The 18550-nt window shown below is 65.7% G+C and carries 16 protein-coding genes; 7 read left to right on the forward strand and 9 right to left on the reverse strand.

Annotated elements, in window-relative coordinates; genetic code table 11:
• Nucleotides 1-63: 63 nt before the first annotated feature.
• The 6 genes from nadC to purN form a co-directional block, all read right to left on the reverse strand.
• A complete protein-coding gene (nadC, locus tag AC5LXK_RS13420) occupies nucleotides 64-945 on the reverse strand; it encodes a carboxylating nicotinate-nucleotide diphosphorylase (protein WP_493389250.1) in 882 nt (293 codons plus the stop codon).
• Entirely contained in the window at nucleotides 942-2078 is a 1137-nt protein-coding gene (nadA, locus tag AC5LXK_RS13425; RefSeq protein ID WP_493389251.1) for a quinolinate synthase NadA, read from the reverse strand. The genes nadC and nadA overlap by 4 nt, the downstream gene beginning before the upstream one ends.
• Before the next feature lie 302 nt (nucleotides 2079-2380).
• The gene (locus AC5LXK_RS13430) at nucleotides 2381-3577 is read right to left on the reverse strand and encodes a DesA family fatty acid desaturase (RefSeq protein ID WP_493389252.1); all 1197 of its coding nucleotides are present in this window, start codon (nucleotides 3575-3577) and stop codon (nucleotides 2381-2383) included.
• A gap of 220 nt (nucleotides 3578-3797) precedes the next feature.
• On the reverse strand, nucleotides 3798-5180 hold the full coding sequence (locus AC5LXK_RS13435) for a mechanosensitive ion channel family protein (protein ID WP_493389253.1): 1383 nt from the start codon (nucleotides 5178-5180) through the stop codon (nucleotides 3798-3800).
• 18 nt (nucleotides 5181-5198) lie between these two features.
• A complete protein-coding gene (locus AC5LXK_RS13440) occupies nucleotides 5199-6464 on the reverse strand; it encodes an RsmB/NOP family class I SAM-dependent RNA methyltransferase (RefSeq protein WP_493389254.1) in 1266 nt (421 codons plus the stop codon).
• Nucleotides 6461-7123 (reverse strand): phosphoribosylglycinamide formyltransferase, encoded by a 663-nt coding sequence (gene purN, locus AC5LXK_RS13445; RefSeq protein WP_493389255.1) that lies wholly within the window; start codon nucleotides 7121-7123, stop codon nucleotides 6461-6463. Before purN ends, AC5LXK_RS13440 begins: the two co-directional genes overlap by 4 nt.
• A gap of 123 nt (nucleotides 7124-7246) precedes the next feature.
• Between purN and AC5LXK_RS13450 the strand changes: the two genes are divergently transcribed.
• The 5 genes from AC5LXK_RS13450 (at nucleotide 7247) to dut (ending at nucleotide 13463) form a co-directional block, all read left to right on the forward strand.
• Nucleotides 7247-8239, forward strand: a complete 993-nt coding sequence (locus AC5LXK_RS13450) for a bifunctional riboflavin kinase/FAD synthetase (RefSeq protein WP_493389256.1) — start codon at nucleotides 7247-7249, stop codon at nucleotides 8237-8239.
• 102 nt (nucleotides 8240-8341) lie between these two features.
• A complete protein-coding gene (gene ileS / locus AC5LXK_RS13455) occupies nucleotides 8342-11179 on the forward strand; it encodes an isoleucine--tRNA ligase (protein WP_493389257.1) in 2838 nt (945 codons plus the stop codon).
• 2 nt (nucleotides 11180-11181) lie between these two features.
• Nucleotides 11182-11682, forward strand: coding sequence for a signal peptidase II (lspA, locus tag AC5LXK_RS13460; protein ID WP_493389258.1), 501 nt, complete (start codon nucleotides 11182-11184; stop codon nucleotides 11680-11682).
• A 67-nt stretch (nucleotides 11683-11749) separates the two neighbouring features.
• Nucleotides 11750-12961: a bifunctional phosphopantothenoylcysteine decarboxylase/phosphopantothenate--cysteine ligase CoaBC gene (gene coaBC, locus AC5LXK_RS13465; RefSeq protein ID WP_493389259.1), complete on the forward strand. Its 1212-nt coding sequence runs from the start codon at nucleotides 11750-11752 to the stop codon at nucleotides 12959-12961.
• A 55-nt stretch (nucleotides 12962-13016) separates the two neighbouring features.
• The gene (gene dut, locus AC5LXK_RS13470) at nucleotides 13017-13463 is read left to right on the forward strand and encodes a dUTP diphosphatase (RefSeq protein ID WP_021160741.1); all 447 of its coding nucleotides are present in this window, start codon (nucleotides 13017-13019) and stop codon (nucleotides 13461-13463) included.
• A gap of 68 nt (nucleotides 13464-13531) precedes the next feature.
• Here dut and AC5LXK_RS13475 read toward each other — a convergent pair whose 3' ends face one another.
• The 3 genes from AC5LXK_RS13475 to clpS all read right to left on the reverse strand — a co-directional run bounded on the left by AC5LXK_RS13475 (nucleotide 13532) and on the right by clpS (nucleotide 17626).
• Nucleotides 13532-14911 carry an amino acid permease gene (locus AC5LXK_RS13475; RefSeq protein ID WP_493389260.1) on the reverse strand — a complete coding sequence of 460 codons (1380 nt, stop codon included), beginning with the start codon at nucleotides 14909-14911 and terminating at the stop codon, nucleotides 13532-13534.
• Between the two features lie 103 nt (nucleotides 14912-15014).
• Nucleotides 15015-17315, reverse strand: a complete 2301-nt coding sequence (gene clpA, locus AC5LXK_RS13480) for an ATP-dependent Clp protease ATP-binding subunit ClpA (protein WP_493389261.1) — start codon at nucleotides 17313-17315, stop codon at nucleotides 15015-15017.
• Nucleotides 17312-17626, reverse strand: coding sequence for an ATP-dependent Clp protease adapter ClpS (gene clpS / locus AC5LXK_RS13485; protein WP_006398529.1), 315 nt, complete (start codon nucleotides 17624-17626; stop codon nucleotides 17312-17314). The genes clpA and clpS overlap by 4 nt, the downstream gene beginning before the upstream one ends.
• A gap of 290 nt (nucleotides 17627-17916) precedes the next feature.
• Here clpS and AC5LXK_RS13490 point away from each other — a divergent pair, with 290 nt between their 5' ends.
• Nucleotides 17917-18084, forward strand: coding sequence for a hypothetical protein (locus AC5LXK_RS13490; RefSeq protein ID WP_493389262.1), 168 nt, complete (start codon nucleotides 17917-17919; stop codon nucleotides 18082-18084).
• Between the two features lie 89 nt (nucleotides 18085-18173).
• Nucleotides 18174-18377 carry a cold-shock protein gene (locus AC5LXK_RS13495; RefSeq protein WP_006478030.1) on the forward strand — a complete coding sequence of 68 codons (204 nt, stop codon included), beginning with the start codon at nucleotides 18174-18176 and terminating at the stop codon, nucleotides 18375-18377.
• The last annotated feature ends 173 nt before the right edge of the window (nucleotides 18378-18550 follow it).

Raw genomic sequence — 18550 nt, forward strand, 5'->3', positions numbered from 1 at the left:
AATGAAAAAAGCCGCCGGCGTTTGCGCGCCAGCGGCTTTTTTACCTGACCGAAAGACGTGCGATCAGTCGACGATCCGCATCGAATAGTCCGTCGCGCGTACGTCCTTCGTCAGCGCGCCGATCGAAATGCGATCGACGCCCGTCTCCGCGAACGCGCGCACCGTGTCGAAATTGACACCGCCCGATACTTCGAGCACCGCGCCGCCATTCGCCACGCGCACCGCTTCGCGCATCATGTCGAGCGTGAAGTTGTCGAGCAGCACCGACTGCGCGCGATGCGCGAGTGCCGTTTCGAGTTGCGCGAGCGTCTCGACTTCGACCTGCACGGGCACGCCCGATTCCAGCGCGAATGCCGCGTCGAGCGCTTCGCCGACACCGCCCGCCGCCGCGATGTGGTTCTCCTTGATCAGGATGCCGTCGTACAGCGCGAGACGCTGGTTCTCGCCGCCGCCGACCCGCACCGCGTATTTCTGCGCGAGCCGCAGGCCCGGCAGCGTCTTGCGCGTATCGAGGATCTTCGCGCGCGTGCCTTCGACGCGATCGACGTAACGGCGCGTCGCGGTCGCGACGCCCGACAGCAGCTGCAGGAAATTCAACCCGTTGCGCTCGGCCGTCAGCAGCCCGCGCGCCGGCCCTTCGAGTTCGCAGACGGTCGAATCGGGCGTCATCCGGTCACCTTCGCGATAGCGCCATTGCACGACGATCGACGGATCGATCCGGGCGATCACGGCCTCGAACCACGGCACGCCGCACAGCACGGCTTCCTCGCGCACGATGATGCGCGCGCGGTGGTGCCCGCCGGCCGGCACGAGCCGCCCGGTCTGGTCGCCGCTACCGACGTCTTCCGCGATCGCATCGGCCACGTTGCGCGCGATGGCATCGTCGAATGCCGCGCCGTATTGCTCGCGGACAATGCCGAACAGCGGGGATACGGCCTCGCTCATGCAGCCCCCACGTTCGCAAACAGTTGCTGGTCGCACTGCAGATCGCCGCTCGTCTGCACGCGCTTCTTGTGCGCGGCCGCGAATTCGAGCATCCGGTCGATCGGCAAACGCGCACGCTCGCCGATCGCAGGGTCGACGAAGATCTCGTTGTGGCCGCGTTCGAGCACGTCGGCGAGGTTCGCGAGTCCGTTCATCGCCATCCACGGGCAGTGCGCGCAGCTCTTGCAGGTCGCGCTGTTGCCGGCCGTCGGTGCGGCGATGAAGGTCTTGCCGGGCGCCGCGAGCTGCATCTTGTGCAGGATGCCGAGATCGGTCGCGACGATGAAGTGCGTCGCATCGAATTTGACGGCTGCGTCGATCAGTTGCGTGGTCGAGCCGACGACATCGGCCTGCGCGACGACGTTTTCCGGCGATTCGGGGTGGACGAGCACCTTCGCGTCCGGATATTCGGCGCGCAGCAGGTCGAGCTCGATGCCCTTGAACTCGTCGTGGACGAGGCACGAGCCTTGCCACAGCAGCATGTCCGCGCCGGTTTTCTTCTGGATGTAGCTGCCGAGATGGCGATCCGGCGCCCAGATGATCTTTTCGCCGCGCGCGTGCAGGTCGGCCACGATCTCGAGGCCGATCGACGACGTGACCATCCAGTCCGCGCGCGCCTTCACGGCCGCGCTGGTGTTCGCGTAGACGACGACGGTGCGATCCGGATGTGCATCGCAGAACGCCGAGAATTCGTCGACCGGGCAGCCGAGATCGAGCGAGCAGGTCGCGTCGAGATCGGGCATCAGGATCCGCTTGTTCGGGCTCAGGATCTTGGCGGTTTCGCCCATGAAGCGCACCCCGGCGACAACCAGCGTCTGCGCGTCGTGATCGCGGCCGAAGCGGGCCATTTCGAGCGAATCGGCGACACAGCCACCCGTTTCGTCGGCGAGTTCCTGCAGTTCGGCATCCACATAGTAGTGGGCGACCAGCACGGCCTTTTCACGCACGAGCAGCGCCTTGATGCGTGCCTTCAGTGCAGCGCGCTCCGCGGCGGACGGCGCGTCGGGCACCTTGGCCCAGGCCTGTCCCACGCCGCACACGGTCCCTGCTGCGACGGGCCGGTCGTACTCGACGGGTTTGATCGTCGATTGCATCTCCATATCTCCTGTCGACCCGAGTTAGCGCTTTAGCGCTTACTCGGGTCCCATGCTTCGCGGTCGACCCGAGTTAGCACTTGAGCGCTTACTCGGGTCCCATGCTTCGCGGTCGATCAGCGTTGGCGCTTTGGCACTCACCCTGATCCCATCCTCTGCGCTCGCCCGGGGCACACCATCACTCTGCCCCAAGCTTCATACAAATCCGGCGCTGCCGACGCCCTTCAAAAACCGGCGGCCCAAATGAAAAAACCCCGCCAACGCGGGGTTTGTGACGTCCTGAGATTCTAATCGATTTCGAATCAGGCGTAGCGGCGCAGGCGCGTCGCGAATTCCTGCAGCGACTTGATGCCGCTTTGTTCTGCGCGATGGCACCAATCCTGCAATTGCGCGAGAAGCTGTTCGCGCGATGCGGTTGAACGATCCCAGATGGCGGCCAGATCCTGGCGCAGCTGGAAGTACGTATGCAGCTTCTGGCTGTTCGCGAAGATTTCCGGCAGCAACTTCTTCTGCGGCTCGTCGAGGCCGTCGGCGTCCTTGTGGAACCACTTGCGTGCGCCGCGCATCAGCTGGTACTTCTCGCTCGAACCGAGTTCCTTCAGGTGCGCGAGCTCCTGGCGATACGCACGCTTCACGGCCTTGCCGTAACGCGCCATCACTTCGTAGCGGTTCGACAGCACGGCCTGCAGCGTTTCCTGGTCGAGCACCGTCTTCGGCTTGTTCAGGCGCGGCGTCGGCGCGACCTTCTTCACCTTCGCGAGACCGAACGCCGACATGATGCGGATGTACATCCAGCCGATGTCGAACTCGTACCACTTGTTCGACAGCTTCGCCGACGTCGCGAACGTGTGGTGGTTGTTGTGCAGCTCTTCGCCGCCGATCACGATGCCCCACGGGAACAGGTTCGTGCTCGCGTCGGTCGAGTTGAAGTTGCGATAGCCCCAGAAGTGACCGAAGCCGTTGACGACGCCCGCCGCCCAGAACGGAATCCAGACCATCTGCACGGCCCACACGGTCAGGCCGAGCACGCCGAACAGCGCGACGTCGATCACCATCATCATGCTGATGCCGAGAATCGGGTACTTCGAATAGAGATTGCGTTCGAGCCAGTCGTTCGGCGTGCCGTGGCCGAACTTGCGCATCGTCTCTTCGTTCTTCGCTTCCGCGCGATACAGTTCAGCACCTTCGAGGAACACCTTCCAGATGCCGCGCGTCTGCGGGCTGTGCGGATCTTCCTCGGTCTCGCACTTCGCATGGTGCTTGCGGTGAATCGCCGCCCACTGCCCCGTCAGCATGCCGGTCGTCATCCACAGCCACAGGCGGAAGAAGTGGCTCGCGATCGGATGCAGCTCCAGCGCGCGGTGCGCCTGGCAACGGTGCAGATAGACCGTCACGCCGATGATCGTGACGTGCGTGACGGCGAGCGCGAACAACGCGACCTGCCACCACGAAAAACGCAGGAGCCCGTGGGAAAGAAAATCGAGCAGGGAATTCAACAAGGCAGTTACCTGTGATGAGAGCGACGCCGGCTCGCGCAAGCGTCAGAAAAATGAAAGCATACCGCGTATAGACTTGAATTTTACTTCAACCGTTCCAAGTCTTTGTAAAAAATGAATATTTTCTTGCCCTGGCGCAACTGGCGCAGTCCACGGGCGGACCTGGAAAGGCCCGCGATCCGGTTTCGGTCGCGGGGTCAAACCATTTGACGGCCGGCGCGCGCTACGCAGCCGGCGCGTGCCCGTCCACCGCACCGCTCGCGGCAGCGGAATCGAGCCCGGCCGCCGCGCCCGCGGCAGGAAAACCGTCCGGCAATCCGACCACCCGCACTTCGCGCTGCGGAAACGGAATCGAGATCCCGTGCTCGCCGAACAGCCGCCAGATGTTGCGGTTCACGCCCGAACGCACGCCCGACGTGCCTTTTGCGGAATCCTCGATCCAGAAACCGAGCTCCAGGTCGATGCCGTCCGCGCCGAAACTCACCAGATACGGGGTCGGCGCGGGCTCGGCCAGCACGCGCGGCACGCCCTTCGCCGCGTCGGCGAGCAGCGCGAGCGCGTGCTCGACGTCGCTCGTGTACGCCACCTGCACGGCGACCTTCGCATAGCCGCGCGTCAGGTACGACGACTGGTTCTGCACGACGTCGGTGATCAGCTTCTCGTTCGGGATCAGCGTCTCGTTGCCGTCGAGGCCGCGCACGACCGTGTAGCGCGTGCGGATCTGCGTGACGACGCCCTGCAGCCCGCCGACGCTGATCGCATCGCCGAGCCGCAGCGAGCGGTCGAGCAGGATGATGAAGCCCGACACGTAGTTGCTTGCGATCTTCTGCAGCCCGAACCCGAGGCCGACGCCCACCGCGCCGCCGAACACGCCGAGCACCGTCACGTCGATGCCGACCAGCGACAGCCCGATCAGGATCGCCGCGAACACGAGCAGCGCGCGGCCGACCCGCGACAGCACGACCTTCAGGTTCGCGTCGAGCGTGCTCGCGCGCGTGAGACGATCCTCGAGCACCGAGCCGAGCCACATCGCGACCATCAGCGTCACGCACACCCACAGCGCGCCGGAAATCACCGACAGCAGCGTGAGGTGCGCGTTCGCGACGCGGAACTGCACGCTGTCGAGCCAGCCGAGCACGTCGCGCTGGATGCCGAGCACCGTCAGCACCATCGCGGCCCACACGACGGTCGACACGACCTTCTCGACGATCGACAGCCACGCATGCGTATGGCCGTCGCGTGCGAACACGCGCCGCGCGAAGAAGAACAGCACGTAGATCAGCCCGATGCCGAACAGCGGCACGAGCGCCAGCGACAGCAGCGACGTCGACATGAACGGATCGAACGCGAGCTGCGCACCGCCGACGAACACGCTGCCGAACAACGGGAACAGCGCGCGCTTCAGGCTCTGCGCGCCCGCGCCCGGCGTGCGGCCGGCCGCGCGGCGGCGTGCGTCGATCCGGCCGTGCACGAAGCGCGCGACCACCCATGCGAAACACAGTGCGCCGACGAGGATCGCCGCCTGCCAGATCATCACCGGCTGGTGGAAATCGCGGATGACCGACGCCAGCCGGTGCGACAGCAGGCGGCTCTGCAGATTTTCCATCGTCCGTCCGGGCTGTCGTTACTGCGCGGCGCGCCGTTCGAGCACCGCGGCGAAGAAGCCGTCGGTCGCGTGACGATGCGGCCACAGCGACAGGTAGTCGCCCATCTCGAGCTCGATGCGCTGGTCGGCCAGCACCTTCTGCGCCGGCACCAGCACGAATTCGGGATGGTCGGCCAGGAACTGCTCGACGATCCGCTCGTTCTCGGCGTCGAGCACGCTGCAGGTCGCGTAGACGAGCCGGCCGCCCTTCTTCACGAGACGTGCGGCGCTCGCGAGGATCGACGCCTGCTTCGGCACCAGCTCGTCGATCGCGGTGCGCGCCTGGCGCCACTTCAGGTCCGGATTGCGGCGCAGCGTGCCGAGGCCGCTGCACGGCGCGTCGACCAGCACGCGGTCGATCTTGCCGGCGAGCCGCTTGATCTTCGCGTCATGCTCGCTGTCGATCAGCACCGGGTTCACGTTCGACAACCCGCTGCGCGCGAGGCGCGGCTTCAGCTTCGCGAGGCGCTTCTCCGACACGTCGAACGCATAGAGGCGCCCGGTCGAGCGCATCATCGCGCCGAGCGCGAGCGTCTTGCCGCCCGCGCCCGCGCAGAAATCGACGACCATTTCGCCGCGGCGCGGGGCGACCAGCGAGCACAGCAGCTGGCTGCCTTCGTCCTGCACCTCGATCGCGCCCTCCTCGAACAGCTTCAGGCGCGTCAGCGCCGGCTTGCCGATCACGCGCACGCCGAACGGCGCGAACGGCGTCGCGCCCGCATCGATGCCGCTTGCGCGCAGGCCGTCGATCACCTGGTCGCGGGTCGCCTTCTGCGCGTTGGCGCGCAGGTCGAGCGGCGCCGGGTAGTTCAGCGCGGCCGCGAGCTGCGCGAGCTCGTCAGCGTCGAAACGGGCCGACAGCGCCTGGTGGATCCAGTCGGGCAGGTTCGTGCGAATACGCACCGGCAGGCTCGCCGGATCGATCTTCGATACGTGCTCGAGCCAGGCGGACTCGGTGTCGGACAGGAACGGCTTCAGCGCATTGCGGCCGGCCGTCTGCATCAGGCCGAGCAGCGTGAGGCGCCGCGCAGGCGTGCCCGTGCCGCTCTCGGCGAGATGCGAAAACTCCATCTTCCGGCGCAGTACCGCGAACACGGCCTCGGCGATCACGCCGCGCTCGGCATGCCCGAGCTTCGGGTGCGCGCGGAAGAACCGGCTCGTCGTCGCGTCGGCGGGGCCGGCGAACTTCAGCACCTCGGCCAGCAAAGTCTCGGTCTGGCCGATCAGGAATCCGTGCAGCTTCATACGCCCTCACTCGTTTCGGTATGCGGTTGATCCGCGAAAATCCAGCGCGCCTCTTCCGGCGCCACTACTGCACGGCCGTTCTCGAGGCGCAGACGCCCCTCGACGAACCAGCGAACCGCACGCGGGTACAGCACATGCTCGACGGTCAGCACGCGCTGCGCGAGCGCGGCCGCGTCGTCGCCCGCACGCACGGGCACCGCGCCCTGTGCGACGATCGCGCCGCTGTCGAGCTCGGGAATGACGAAATGCACGCTCGCGCCATGCAGCGCGACGCCGGCGTCGAGCGCCTGCTGGTGCGTGTGGATGCCCTTGAAGCTCGGCAGCAGCGACGGGTGGACGTTCAGCAGCCGGCCCTCGTATCGTCTGACGAATACGGGCGTGAGAATGCGCATGAAGCCGGCGAGGACGACGAGATCGGGTGCGAAACGGTCGATCTCGGCAGCGAGCGCCGCGTCGAAGCTGTCACGGCCGTCGAACGACCGGTGGTCGACCACCGCCGTCGCCACCCCGTGCGACGCGGCAAAAGCCAGCCCGGCCGCATCGGGCCGGTTGGCGATCACGGCGGCAATCTCGGCCGGCCAGCGTTCCTGCGCGCACGCGCGGACGATGGCCTCCATGTTGCTGCCGCGACCGGAAATCAGGATCACGAGTTTTTTCATCCGCGAATTTTACCATTCGCCCCCGCGTTTCCCGCCTTCTCGGCCGCCGGCCCGCCCGAACGTTTATAATCTTCTGCTTTGCGGCACCCCACCGCCCATTCCCCCGACGCTGCATCCGCTATCGTGAAAGTCTTCCGCGGCCTGCCCAACGCCGAGAGCCGCGCCCCGTGCGCGCTGACGATCGGCAACTTCGACGGTGTCCATCGCGGCCACCAGGCCCTGCTCGCGCGCGTGCGCGCGGCAGCGGACGCGCGCGGCCTGCCCGTGTGCGTGATGACGTTCGAGCCGCACCCGCGCGAATTCTTCAACCCGGCCGGCGCGCCGCCGCGCATCGCGATGCTGCGCGACAAGCTCGAGGCGCTGCGCGATCACGGGGTCGACCGCGTCGTCGTCGAGCACTTCAACCACACCTTCGCGAGCCAGTCGCCGCAAGCGTTCGTCGAACGCACGCTGGTGAACGGGCTGCACACGCGCTGGATGATGGTCGGCGACGATTTCTGCTACGGCGCGAAGCGCGCGGGCACGTTCGACACGCTGAAGGCGGCCGGCGAGCGGCACGGTTTCGAGGTCGAGCAGATGGGCACGGTGGCCGGCAGCGACGGCACGCGCATCTCCAGCTCCGGCGTGCGCGCCGCGCTCGCGGCCGGCGATCTCGACGCGGCCGCGCAGGCGCTCGGCCACGGCTATGCGATCAGCGGCCACGTCGCGCACGGGCTGAAACTCGGCCGCGACCTCGGATTCCCGACGCTGAACCTGCCGATCGCGCACAAGCGGCCGGCGCTCATGGGCATTTTCGTCGTGCAGGTACACGGCCTCGGCCCCGACCCGCTGCCGGGCGTGGCCAGCCTCGGCCTGCGCCCGACCGTCGACGATTCGGGCCGCGTGCTGCTCGAAGTCCACCTGCTCGACTGGCACGGCGATGCATACGGCAAGCTCGTCCGCGTCGAATTCCTGAAGAAGCTGCGCGACGAGGCGAAGTTCGACGATCTCGAGGCGCTATCGCGCGCGATCGCACTGGACGTCGCGAATGCGCGTGCGTATTTCATCGAGCGCGACCGTGCGCCGGGCAGCCGCGCCACGGGCTTCTCGACGTCGGCCACCGATCGAATTAGCTGATCCGGACGGCGGCGCCTGGCGCCGCACCCACGCGCCGCCTACTCGCGCGCATCCCCGATTCACGACGCCCGAGCGTCTCCCGATTTAGATAGCGATCCCATCATGAGCAACAAGAAAGCCGATTCGAAACCGCAGGCAAAGTATCCGGTCAACCTGCTCGACACGCCGTTCCCGATGCGCGGCGACCTGCCCAAGCGCGAGCCGCAGTGGGTCAAGGAATGGGAAGAGCGCGGCCTCTACGAGAAGATCCGCGCGGCCAGCAAGGGCCGTCCGAAGTTCATCCTGCACGACGGCCCGCCGTATGCGAACGGCGACATCCACCTCGGCCACGCGGTCAACAAGATCCTGAAGGACATCGTCGTCAAGTCGCGCAACATGGCCGGCTTCGACGCGCCGTACGTGCCGGGCTGGGATTGCCACGGGATGCCGATCGAGATCCAGATCGAGAAGCAGTTCGGCAAGTCGCTGCCCGCGGCCGAAGTGATGAGCAAGGCGCGCGCGTACGCGACCGAGCAGATCGAAAAGCAGAAGGTCGGCTTCAAGCGCCTCGGCGTGCTCGGCGACTGGGCCAATCCGTACAAGACGATGAACTTCGTGAACGAGGCGGAAGAAATCCGCGCGCTCGGCAAGATCATCGAGAAGGGTTACGTGTACCGCGGGCTGAAGCCGGTGAACTGGTGCTTCGACTGCGGCTCGGCACTCGCCGAAGCGGAAGTCGAGTACAAGGACCGCACCGATCCGACGATCGACGTGATGTTCGCGTTCGCGGAACCGGAAAAGACCGCGCAGGCGTTCGGCCTGCCGGCGCTGCCGCGCGCCGAAGGCGGCATCGTGATCTGGACCACCACGCCGTGGACGATCCCCGCCAACCAGGCGCTGAACCTCCATCCGGAAATCGTCTACGCGCTGGTCGACACCGAGCGCGGGCTGCTGATCATCGCGGAAGAGCGCGTCGAAGCGTGCATGACCGACTTCAAGCTGACGGGCCGCGTCGTCGCGACCGCGCCGGGCGTGAAGCTCGCCGGCCTGCGCTTCCACCACCCGCTCGCATCGGCCCACCCCGGCTACAAGCGTACGGCGCCCGTCTACCTCGGCGACTACGTGACGACCGACACGGGTACCGGCGTCGTGCACTCGTCGCCCGCCTACGGTATCGAGGACTTCATGTCGTGCAAGGCGCACGGGATGACCGATTCGGACTTCATCAACCCGGTGATGGGCGACGGCCGCTACATCGAATCGCTGCCGCTGTTCGGCGGCCTGTCGATCTGGGATGCGAACCCGAAGATCGTCGACGCGCTGAACGCGGCCGGCTCGCTGCTGCGCAGCGAGAAGTACACGCACAGCTACATGCACTGCTGGCGCCACAAGACGGCGATCATCTACCGCGCGACGTCGCAGTGGTTCGCCGGCATGGACGTGACGCCGAAGGACGGCGGCAAGACGCTGCGCGAAACGGCGCTCGAGGGCATCGACGCGACCGCGTTCTACCCGTCGTGGGGCAAGCAGCGCCTGTTCAGCATGATCGCGAACCGTCCCGACTGGACGCTGTCGCGCCAGCGTCAATGGGGCGTGCCGATGGCGTTCTTCGTGCACAAGGAAACCGGCGAGCTGCACCCGCGCACGCTCGAGCTGCTCGAGGAAGTCGCGAAGCGCGTCGAGCAGTCGGGCATCGAGGCGTGGCAATCGCTCGATCCGCGCGAGCTGATCGGCGACGACGCAAACCTGTACGAGAAGAACCGCGACACGCTCGACGTGTGGTTCGACTCGGGCACGACGCACTGGCACGTGCTGCGCGGCTCGCACAAGGATCAACTGCAGTTCCCGGCCGACCTGTACCTCGAAGGCTCGGACCAGCACCGCGGCTGGTTCCACTCGTCGCTGCTGACCGCGTCGATGATCGACGGCCGCGCGCCGTACAAGGGCCTGCTCACGCACGGCTTCACGGTCGACGGCGAAGGCCGCAAGATGAGCAAGTCGCTCGGCAACGGCATCGACCCGGATGAAGTCGCGAACCGCCTCGGCGCGGAAATCATCCGCCTGTGGATCGCATCGACCGACTACTCGGGCGAACTCGCGATTTCCGAGGAAATCCTGAAGCGCGTGACCGAAGGCTATCGCCGCATCCGCAACACGCTGCGCTTCCTGCTCGCGAACCTGTCGGACTTCGACTTCGCGCAGCACGCGGTGCCGGCCGAGGAATGGCTCGAGATCGACCGCTATGCGGTCGCGTTCTCGCAGCAACTGCAGACGGAACTGCTCGGCCACTACGAGAAGTATGAATTCCACCCGGTCGTCGCGAAGCTGCAGACGTACTGCTCGGAAGATCTCGGCGGCTTCTACCTCGACGTGCTGAAGGACCGCCTGTACACGAGCGCGGCCGATTCGCGCGCGCGCCGCTCCGCGCAGACCGCGCTGTACCACCTGACGCACGGCCTGCTGCGCGTGCTCGCACCGTTCCTGTCGTTCACGGCGGAAGAAGCGTGGAAGGTGTTCCAGCCGGCCAGCGACACGATCTTCACGGAAACCTACTACGCGTATCCGGACGTCGCCGGCTCGGCCGAGCTGATCGAGAAGTGGGCGCTGCTGCGCGACGTACGCGGCAACGTGACGAAGGCGCTCGAAGAGGCACGCACCGCGAACCGCATCGGTTCGTCGCTGCAGGCCGAAGTCACCGTGCACGCGAGCGGCGCGCGTTACAACGCGCTCACGAGCCTTGGCGACGACCTGAAGTTCGTGCTGATCACGTCGGCCGCGACGGTCGTCAAGGTCGACGACGAAGCGCAGGAAAGCGTCGACGTGGCCGCATCGAAGTACCAGAAGTGCGAACGCTGCTGGCATTACCGCGAAGACGTCGGCGCACACGCCGACCATCCGACGCTGTGCGGCCGCTGCTTCTCCAACCTGTTCGAAAACGGCGAAATCCGGAGCGCTGCTTAAATATGGCGAAAACCCTGTCGAAACCGGCCAGCGGCGCGCTTGCGCCCTGGCTCGGCATTTCGCTGGTCGTGATCCTGTTCGACCAGCTGTCGAAGATCGCGATCCTGAAAACGTTCGCGTACGGCGCGCAGCATGCGCTGACGTCGTTCTTCAACCTCGTGCTGGTGTACAACCGCGGCGCCGCGTTCGGCTTCCTGTCGACCGCGAGCGGCTGGCAGCGCTGGGCGTTCACCGCGCTCGGCATCGGCGCGACGCTCGTGATCTGCGTCCTGCTGCGCCGTCACGGCCAGCAGCGGCTGTTCAGCCTGTCGCTCGCGCTGATCCTCGGCGGCGCGCTCGGCAACGTGATCGACCGGCTCGTCTACGGTCACGTGATCGACTTCCTCGATTTCCACCTCGGCGCCTGGCACTTCCCGGCGTTCAACCTCGCCGATTCCGCGATCACGGTCGGCGCGGTGCTGCTGATTTACGACGAACTGCGTCGCGTGCGCGGCTCGCGCTAAACGCGCATACTCGGCGTCGACGGCCGGCTTCGCGCCGGCCGTTCCGTTTGACCCTTGGAGGCCTGAGTTGGCACACGCAGAACTCGCAGGAAAACACCTCGTTCTCGGCCTGACGGGCGGCATCGCCTGCTACAAGATCGCCGAGCTCACGCGGCTGCTCGTGAAGGCCGGCGCGACCGTGCAGGTCGCGATGACCGACGCCGCCACCCAGTTCATCACGCCTGTCACGATGCAGGCGCTGTCGGGCCGGCCCGTCTATACGAGCCAGTGGGACGCGCGCATCGACAACAACATGGCGCACATCGACCTGTCGCGCGAAGCCGACGCGATCGTGATCGCGCCCGCGTCGACGGACTTCCTCGCGAAGCTCGCGCACGGGTTCGCGGACGATCTGCTGTCGACGCTGTGCGTCGCACGCGACTGCCCGCTGCTCGTCGTTCCCGCAATGAACCGCCAGATGTGGCAAAACCCGGCCACGCAGCGCAACGCCGCGCAACTGCGCGCAGACGGCGTGTCGGTGCTCGGCCCGGATTCGGGCGCGCAGGCATGCGGCGAAGTCGGCGACGGCCGCATGCTCGAGCCCGAAGCGATCTACGAAGCGATCGTCGCGCACTTCGCGCCGAAGGTGCTTGCGAGCCGGCGCGTACTGATCACGGCCGGGCCGACGTTCGAACCGCTCGACCCGGTGCGCGGCCTCACGAACCGCTCGAGCGGCAAGATGGGTTTCGCGCTCGCGCGCGCCGCGCAGCAGGCCGGCGCCGACGTGCATCTCGTTGCCGGGCCGGTCGCGCTCGACACGCCGTGGGGCGTGTACCGCCAGGACGTGCAGACCGCGCAGCAGATGTACGACGCCGTGATGCATGCGGTCGCCGATGCCGACATCTTCATCGCGGTGGCCGCGGTCGCCGACTGGCGCGTCGACCAGCCCGCCGAGCACAAGATGAAGAAGACGGCCGACCGCAAGATGCCGGCGCTCGCGTTCGTCGAGAACCCGGACATCCTCGCGTCGGTCGCGGCGCTGCCCGATCCGCCGTTCTGCGTCGGCTTCGCAGCCGAAAGCGGCGACCTCGACGTGCACGGCGACGAGAAGCGCAAACGCAAGAACGTGCCGCTGCTCGTCGGCAACCTCGGCCCGCTGACGTTCGGCCGCGACGACAACGAAGTCGTGCTGTTCGAAGCGGCCGGCCTCACGCGCCTGCCGCGCGCCCCAAAGGACGAACTCGCGCATGCGCTCGTCGCGGAAATCGCGAAGCGCCTGCCCGACAACCGCCTGATCTGATCCCCCGTGCGGCGGCTTGTGTCGCCGCACCCTTCCCGACCGATTCGACGACCGCATGAAACTCGACCTGAAGATTCTCGACGCGCGCATGCGCGACTACCTGCCCGCCTACGCGACCACCGGCAGCGCGGGCCTCGACCTGCGCGCATGCCTAGACGCACCGGTCACGCTGCAGCCGGGCGAAACGACGCTCGTGCCGACGGGCCTCGCGATCCACCTTGCGGACCCCGGCTATGCGGCACTGATCCTGCCGCGCTCGGGCCTCGGCCACAAGCACGGGATCGTGCTCGGCAACCTCGTCGGCCTGATCGACTCCGACTACCAGGGCCAGCTGATGGTCTCGACGTGGAACCGCGGCCAGACCGAGTTCGTGCTGAACCCGTTCGAACGGCTCGCGCAGCTCGTAATCGTGCCGGTCGTGCAGGCGCAGTTCAACATCGTCGACGATTTCGCCGAGAGCGATCGCGGCGAAGGCGGCTTCGGCAGCACCGGCCGTCACTAAGCGGACAGAGCAATGCAAAAAGGGGCCTCACGGCCCCTTTTCTTTTTCCGTTTCCATCGCCATCCGCGTCAGCGCGCGTGCTGGTGCCGGTAATGCAGCGCGTACGCGAGCGTCAGCAGCACGGCGAACACGACGCCGACCACCATCGTCATCCGGAATTCGCGCGTGAACGCGGTCGTCAACAGGATCGCCGCGACGAGCGCCGCCCCGAGCAGGCTGCCGAACGGGTGCCCCCACATCCGGAACGCCAGCGCGGGGCCGCGATACTGCGAACGGAAGCGCAGGTGCGTGACGAAGATCATCAGCCACGTGAACAACGCGCCGAACATCGCGATCGCCATCATCACCGTGAACGCGGTGTCGGGCGCCAGCGCGACCAGCACGGCCGCGACCGCGACCCCGCTGGTCGAGATCCACAGCGCCGCCCGCGGCACGCCGTTCGTGCCGAGCCGGCCGAACACCGCCGGCGCGAGGCGCGCGCGCGACAGGCTGAACATCATCCGCGTCGTCACGTAGAGCTGACTGTTCATCGCCGACAGCGCAGCGATCAGCAGCACGAAATTGATCACGCCGGCCGCATACGGCACGTGCGTCGCGGCCATCACCTTCACGAACGGGCTTTCGTCGGTGCCGGCCGCCGTCCACGGCACGATCGCGAGCATCAGCGACAGCGTCAGCAGGTAGAACAGCACGAGGCGGAACACGGTCGAGCGGAACGCGCGCGTGACCGCGTGCTGCGGATCGCGCGCCTCGCCGGCCGCGATCGCGACCGCTTCGATGCTCATGTAGCTGAAGATCGCGACGATCACCGCGACCCAGGTGCCCCACGGCCCCTTCGGCATGAAGCCGCCGTGCGCGGTGTAGTTCGCGAAACCGATGCCCGAGGCGACCGGCGCCGACCACACGAGGTACGCGCCGAGCACGATGAACACGACGATCGCCGCGATCTTCAGCAGCGAAAACGCGTATTCGACCGTGCCGTACAGCGTGACGCTCGCCAGGTTCACGGCGATCAGCAGTGCGGAAAAGCCGATCACCCAGTACCAGCCGGGCACGGCCGGAAACCAGTACTTCATGAACACGGCGATCGCGCTGATTTCGGTGCCGATCGCGAACACCACCGCGAACCAGTACGCATAGCGCACCAGAAAGCCCGCGAGCGGGCCGACGTAGTGTTCGGCATACGCGCCGAACGAGCCGGCCGTCGGATGCGCGACGGTCATTTCCGCGAGCGCACCCATCAGCAGCAGGGCGATCAGCGCACCGATCGCATAGGACACGAGCACGCTCGGGCCCGCGAGCCCGATCGCGAACCCGCTGCCGAGGAACAGCCCCGTGCCGATCGCGCCGCCGATCGCGATCATCGCCATCTGCCCCGACGTCAGCGCGTGGCGCAACCCTTGTTCGCGCGCGACGATAGCGTCGAACGACCGTTGTTGTTGTGTCACTGCGTTACCACTCCCCTGCACCACCATTGCGCCGCCGGCGCCGGATAAAACGAAACGGCGCGGAGAACTTCCCGCGCCGTTCGCATGAACAACGAATTATCGCTTACTCGACTTCGACCGTCTCTTCGTTCGGCTTGTGCGGCGGATTCGCCAGCTTGTCGAACGACAACAGCACCTTGTCGTTGTCGTCGACATCGACCGTCACGTGACCGCCGTTGACGAGCTTGCCGAACAGCAGTTCGTCGGCCAGCGCGCGCCGGATCGTGTCCTGGATCAGCCGCTGCATCGGCCGCGCGCCCATCAGCGGGTCGAAGCCGTGCTTCGCGAGATGCTTGCGCAACGCGTCGGTGAAGAGCGCGTCGACCTTCTTCTCGTGCAGCTGTTCCTCGAGCTGGATCAGGAACTTGTCGACCACGCGCATGATGATTTCCTCATCGAGCGAGCGGAAGCTGATGATCGAATCCAGGCGGTTGCGGAACTCCGGCGTGAACAGGCGCTTGATGTCGGTCATCTCGTCGCCCGTCTCGCGGCGCGTCGTGAAGCCGATGGTCGCCTTCTGCATCGACTCGGCGCCCGCGTTCGTCGTCATGATGATGATGACGTTGCGGAAATCCGCCTTGCGGCCGTTGTTGTCCGTCAGCGTGCCGTGGTCCATCACCTGCAGCAGCACGTTGTAGATGTCCGGATGCGCCTTCTCGATTTCGTCGAGCAGCAGCACGCAATGCGGCTTCTTCGTGACGGCTTCGGTCAGCAGGCCGCCCTGGTCGAACCCGACGTAGCCCGGCGGCGCGCCGATCAGGCGGCTCACCGCGTGACGCTCCATGTATTCCGACATGTCGAAGCGGATCAGCTCGATGCCGAGCGTGAACGCGAGCTGGCGCGCCACTTCGGTCTTGCCGACGCCCGTCGGGCCGGAGAACAGGAACGCGCCGATCGGCTTGTCCATCTTGCCGAGGCCCGCGCGCGCCATCTTGATCGACGCGGCGAGCGCGTCGATCGCCGGATCCTGGCCGAACACGACGCTCTTCAGGTCGCGGTCGAGCGTCTGCAGCTTGCTGCGATCGTCCTGCGACACGCTTTGCGCCGGCACGCGCGCGATCTTCGAGATGATTTCCTCGATCTCGCTCTTGCCGATCGTCTTCTTCTGCTTCGACTTAGGCAGGATGCGCTGAGCGGCCCCCGCTTCGTCGATCACGTCGATCGCCTTGTCCGGCAGGTGACGGTCGGTGATGAAGCGGGCCGACAGCTCGGCCGCGGCCGACAGCGCGCCCGACGAGTACTTGACGCCGTGATGCTCCTCGAAGCGCGACTTCAGCCCGCGCAGGATCGCGACCGTCTGCTCGACGGTCGGCTCCGTCACGTCGACCTTCTGGAAGCGCCGCGACAGCGCCGCATCCTTCTCGAAGATGCCGCGATATTCGGTGAACGTCGTCGCGCCGATGCACTTGAGCGTGCCCGACGACAGCGCCGGCTTCAGCAGGTTCGATGCATCGAGCGTACCGCCCGACGCGGCGCCCGCGCCGATCAGCGTGTGGATTTCGTCGATGAACAGGATCGCGTGCGGGCGCTCCTTCAGTTCCTTCAGCACCGTCTTCAGACGCTGCTCGAAATCGCCGCGATACTTGGTGCCTGCGAGCAGCGCGCCCATGTCGAGCGAGTAGACCTGCGCGTTCGCGAGGATGTCGGGCACTTCGCCGCGCGTGATGCGATACGCGAGCCCTTCCGCGATCGCGGTCTTGCCGACGCCGGCTTCGCCGACGAGCAGCGGGTTGTTCTTGCGGCGACGGCACAGCACCTGCACGACGCGCTCGACCTCGGGCTCGCGCCCGATCAGCGGATCGATGCGGCCGTCCTTCGCCATCTGGTTCAGGTTCTGCGTGAACTGCGCGAGCGGCGTTTCCTTCTGCGCATTCGCGTCTTCGCTTTCCGCGTTCGCATCGGTCGACTTCGCGGCTTCGCCGTTGTTCGTCTTCGCGATGCCGTGCGAAATGAAGTTCACCACGTCGAGACGCGTGACGCCCTGCTGCTGCAGGTAGTACACGGCGTGCGAATCCTTCTCGCCGAAGATCGCGACCAGCACGTTCGCGCCGGTGACTTCCTTCTTGCCGTTCGACGTCGACTGGACGTGCATGATCGCGCGCTGGATCACGCGCTGGAAACCGAGCGTCGGCTGGGTATCGACATCGTCGGTGCCCGGGACGGTAGGTGTGTTGTCGTGGATGAAATTGCGCAGGTTCTGACGCAAGTCCTCGATGTTGGCCGCGCACGCGCGCAACACCTCGGCTGCCGTCGGATTATCCAGCAGGGCCAGCAGCAGATGCTCGACCGTAATGAACTCATGGCGCGCCTGGCGTGCTTCCATGAACGCCATGTGCAGGCTGACTTCCAATTCCTGGGCAATCATGCTTCCTCCATCACGCACTGCAGCGGATGCCCGGCCTGCCGCGCATGGGTAACGACTTGCTCAACCTTGGTCGACGCGATGTCCCGCGTATAGACCCCACATACCCCTCGCCCTTCGCGATGGACCTTCAGCATGATCTGCGTGGCCGTCTCGCGATCCTTCTTGAAATACTCCTGGACCACCATCACGACGAATTCCATCGGCGTGAAGTCGTCGTTCAGCAGCACCACCTTGTACATCGAAGGCGGTTTGAGCTTCTGCTGCTTGCGTTCCAGGACGGTACTGTCCTGCTTGTCCGGGATAATCGCCATACACCCATTCTAAACAACTCGGACAGGCCCGCAATCCTGCCATTACCCGACCGACCGGCCGGCGCCCTCCCCGGTATCCCGGAACACGCTTTCGTCTTCGTGCCATACGAAAGCCGGCTGCGGTGCCGGCTTTCACGCGTGGCGCGGAACACGAACCGTCAGGGGTCAACTGCACCGGACCGTCGTGTCCGCATCCAGTATCCCACAAGCCGGGACGACTCGAACGCGTGTCACTCGAGCCTGGTATATGAGCCGATTATGCGGCTTTTCAAGACCCCGCGCTTGGCCACATGCTGCAAAGCAAAGCCGGAAAAACCCTGAAAATGGGTTCTTTACAACGACCCTCTAACCGTCTAAAAATTCCTCTTGACACTCCAATAAAGAGCGCCAACAATCAAGCTGGCACTTTTTTCAATTTGCCAGTTGGCGAAATGAAAGAGGCCGAGGTGAGCTTGTGAGGGGGGAACGACTGTATTTTCCAGTCGTTTAGCTTTTCGAGCGTGCTCGTGGTAAGTAGCAGCGACTGTGTGACAGGGGAAGTAGGAAAATGGCAACTGGTATCGTTAAGTGGTTCAACGACGCGAAGGGCTTCGGTTTCATCACTCCCGACGAGGGCGGTGAGGATCTGTTTGCGCACTTCTCGGCTATCACCATGAATGGCTTCAAGACGTTGAAGGAAGGCCAGAAGGTGAGCTTTGACGTCGTTCAAGGACCGAAGGGCAAGCAAGCGTCGAACATCCAGGCCGCATAAAGGCATCGGATATCGGACGAAGAAACCCGGCGCATTGCGCCGGGTTTCTTTTTTTGAGGCCGGCCAATCGATTATCGATTGGCCGGCCTTTTCGTTCAATCCCGATAATTGAACACGCATTGTCTTCTCACGCATGCAGATCGGATAACGATCCAGTACGTGAAACACATTCG

The sequence above is a fragment of the Burkholderia pulmonis genome, assembly GCF_984667975.1.